This window comes from Staphylococcus sp. HMSC072H03, assembly GCF_001809305.1.
Lineage (GTDB): Bacteria > Bacillota > Bacilli > Staphylococcales > Staphylococcaceae > Staphylococcus > Staphylococcus hominis.
This window is the reverse complement of record NZ_KV796888.1, coordinates 1-2,466: the sequence shown is the minus strand read 5'-3', so window position 1 is coordinate 2,466 and position 2,466 is coordinate 1. Positions and strand designations below refer to the sequence as shown.

At 30.0% G+C, this 2,466-nt stretch carries 3 protein-coding genes; 2 read left to right on the top strand and 1 reads right to left on the bottom strand.

The features are described 5' to 3' along the window. The first annotated feature begins 148 nt into the window (after nt 1–148). The gene (locus HMPREF2578_RS07815) at nt 149–727 is read left to right on the top strand and encodes a recombinase family protein (protein ID WP_000690631.1); all 579 of its coding nucleotides are present in this window, start codon (nt 149–151) and stop codon (nt 725–727) included. A gap of 130 nt (nt 728–857) precedes the next feature. After that, nucleotides 858–1,466 (top strand): recombinase family protein, encoded by a 609-nt coding sequence (locus HMPREF2578_RS07810; protein WP_000583527.1) that lies wholly within the window; start codon nt 858–860, stop codon nt 1,464–1,466. Between the two features lie 209 nt (nt 1,467–1,675). Here HMPREF2578_RS07810 and qacR read toward each other — a convergent pair whose 3' ends face one another. Next, a complete protein-coding gene (qacR, locus tag HMPREF2578_RS07805) occupies nt 1,676–2,242 on the bottom strand; it encodes a multidrug-binding transcriptional regulator QacR (RefSeq protein ID WP_001832666.1) in 567 nt (188 codons plus the stop codon). Nucleotides 2,243–2,466 lie beyond the last annotated feature (224 nt).

The window sequence follows — 2,466 nt, the reverse complement described above, 5'->3', positions numbered from 1 at the left end:
CCATTTTCTGTACACTCGTTTTTTATGTCTAAATAAGTATGTATTACATAGAATTATGTGTTCAAAAACCCAACAAATAATCTATGTTCACAAAAGACCTTGTCATTAAGTTATGGTACACTGAAGGTGTATATAGGAGGTTTGTATTTTGAAAATAGGTTATGCAAGAGTTTCAACTGGTTTGCAAAATTTGAATTTGCAGGAAGATCGATTAAATCAATATGGTTGTGAAAAAATATTTAGCGATCACATAAGTGGAGCAAAAAGTAAACGTCCTGGTTTAGATAGAGCCATTGAATTTGCGAGGTCAGGAGATACGATTGTTGTTTGGAGACTAGATAGACTAGGACGTAACATGGCAGATTTAATCACATTAGTTAATGAACTTAATAATCGAGGCGTGAGTTTTCATAGTTTAGAAGAAAATATAACAATGGATAAATCAAGTTCTACAGGACAATTGTTATTTCATTTATTCGCAGCATTTGCAGAGTTTGAACGTAATTTAATTTTAGAACGTTCTTCAGCGGGGCGAATTGCAGCTCGTGCTAGAGGACGCTATGGAGGTCGACCCGAAAAATTAAATAAACGAGATTTGACTTTACTCAAAACACTTTATGATAATGGAACCCCAATTAAAACTATTGCAGAGCAATGGAAAGTTTCACGTACAACAATCTATCGTTATCTCAATAAGTTAAATAACCAAGAAAATAAAGATAAATAAAAATATTACTAAGTTTTAAGAAAACTAAAAAACCAGACAGGATACACCCTAATCATACAAAATAAGTTGTTGAAATTATCGCAATTAGAACGTATGATTAGGGTGTATATTAATTATGGAGTGAAGATGAATGATTATAGGTTATGCGAGAGTATCATCGATAGATCAAAATTTAGAAAGACAATTGGATAATTTAAAGACGTTTGGTGTGGAGAAAATCTTTACAGAGAAACAGTCGGGAAAGTCAGTGGAAAATAGACCTGTATTTCAAGAAGCACTCAATTTTGTCAGAATGGGAGATCGATTCGTTGTGGAATCTATTGATCGTTTGGGACGTGATTATGATGAAATTATTGAAACTGTGAGTTATTTAAAAGAGAAAGACGTTCAGTTAATGATTACCAGCTTACCTATGATGAATGAAGTGATTGGCAATCCATTACTGGATAAGTTTATGAAAGATTTAATCGTTCAAATTTTAGCAATGGTTTCAGAACAAGAGAGAAATGAAAGTAAACGTCGACAAGCGCAAGGAATTCAAGTTGCGAAGGAAAAAGGCGTATATAAAGGGCGCCCCTTACTTTATTCACCAAATGCCAAAGACCCACAGAAACGTATTATTTATCATCGCGTGGTGGAAATGTTAGAAGAAGGGAAAGCAATTAGTAAGATTGCGAAAGAAGTTAATATCACAAGACAGACAGTTTATAGAATTAAGCATGATAAGGGATCATCTTGATAAATGGGTCGTCAATGCAAATAAGAGGCTCTCACAGAGTCTCAAAACTCATATTATATTATTGAAATGATCTTTTAATAATTATACAAGAAAAAAGAGAGTGCGAATTCGCACTCTCTTTTTGTGTAGTAATACTATTTAAATTTTTTATCAATAATGAACGTAATTTAGAAATAATATTTATTGGTATTTCAAGAATATATATATAATTATTTACTAAGTCCATTTAAAAAAATTTGAGAGAACTTGTTCATAAGTTTAATTCTTTCATTAATATTTTGTTCATGTGTAAAGGTAACAATTCCATTAACAGCGTTTGCTGCTATTTTACTAACAGCATTAACATCATTAATACACCATTCGCCATTTAAATTACCCTCCTTAAAAATTACATGATAAGCATCTATATATTTGTTTTCTAATTTATTCATTTTTTCATTAATGCTATTAGTTTTATAATATTCAGTGCAAAATTCAATTATTGCGTTTTGAAGTGGATAATAGTATTCGGTTGTTAAAGATAGTTCATTATATAAATAAAATTTTTCTCTATTAGTTTTACATTTGATTTGTTCCTTTTTCCACTGTTCTTGCCATTTAGATTCTTCTATATTTAAAATTTCTAAAAATAGATTTTCTTTTGTTTTAAAGTGATAATAAAGATTCCCTTTACTACTTTCTGATAATTTAACAATTTCTCCAGTAGTAGTGGCATTATATCCATTTTTTATAAATAATTCCTTTGCGACACCTAGTATTTTATCTTTCAAGTTCATCACGCCTTTAATGAGTATTAAGTACTATCAATGATAGCACAAAAATTCAAAGAATAATTGTATAACACAATACAGCCATTTAAATTTCGCAAGATTTTTTGTTGTAATATGTAAAAAAATAGATTATAATCCTTATAGACCGATCGAACGGTCTATAAGGATTGGAGGGAACTTAAATGATTTCATTTTTTACAAAAACTACTGATATGATGACATCAAAAAAA

Bases quoted from the DNA above. Each gene is read 5' to 3' on its own strand.
- HMPREF2578_RS07810 (WP_000583527.1), top strand. From the start codon at position 858: ATGATTATAGGTTATGCGAGAGTATCATCGATAGATCAAAATTTAGAA.
- qacR (WP_001832666.1), bottom strand. From the start codon at position 2,242: ATGAACTTGAAAGATAAAATACTAGGTGTCGCAAAGGAATTATTTATA.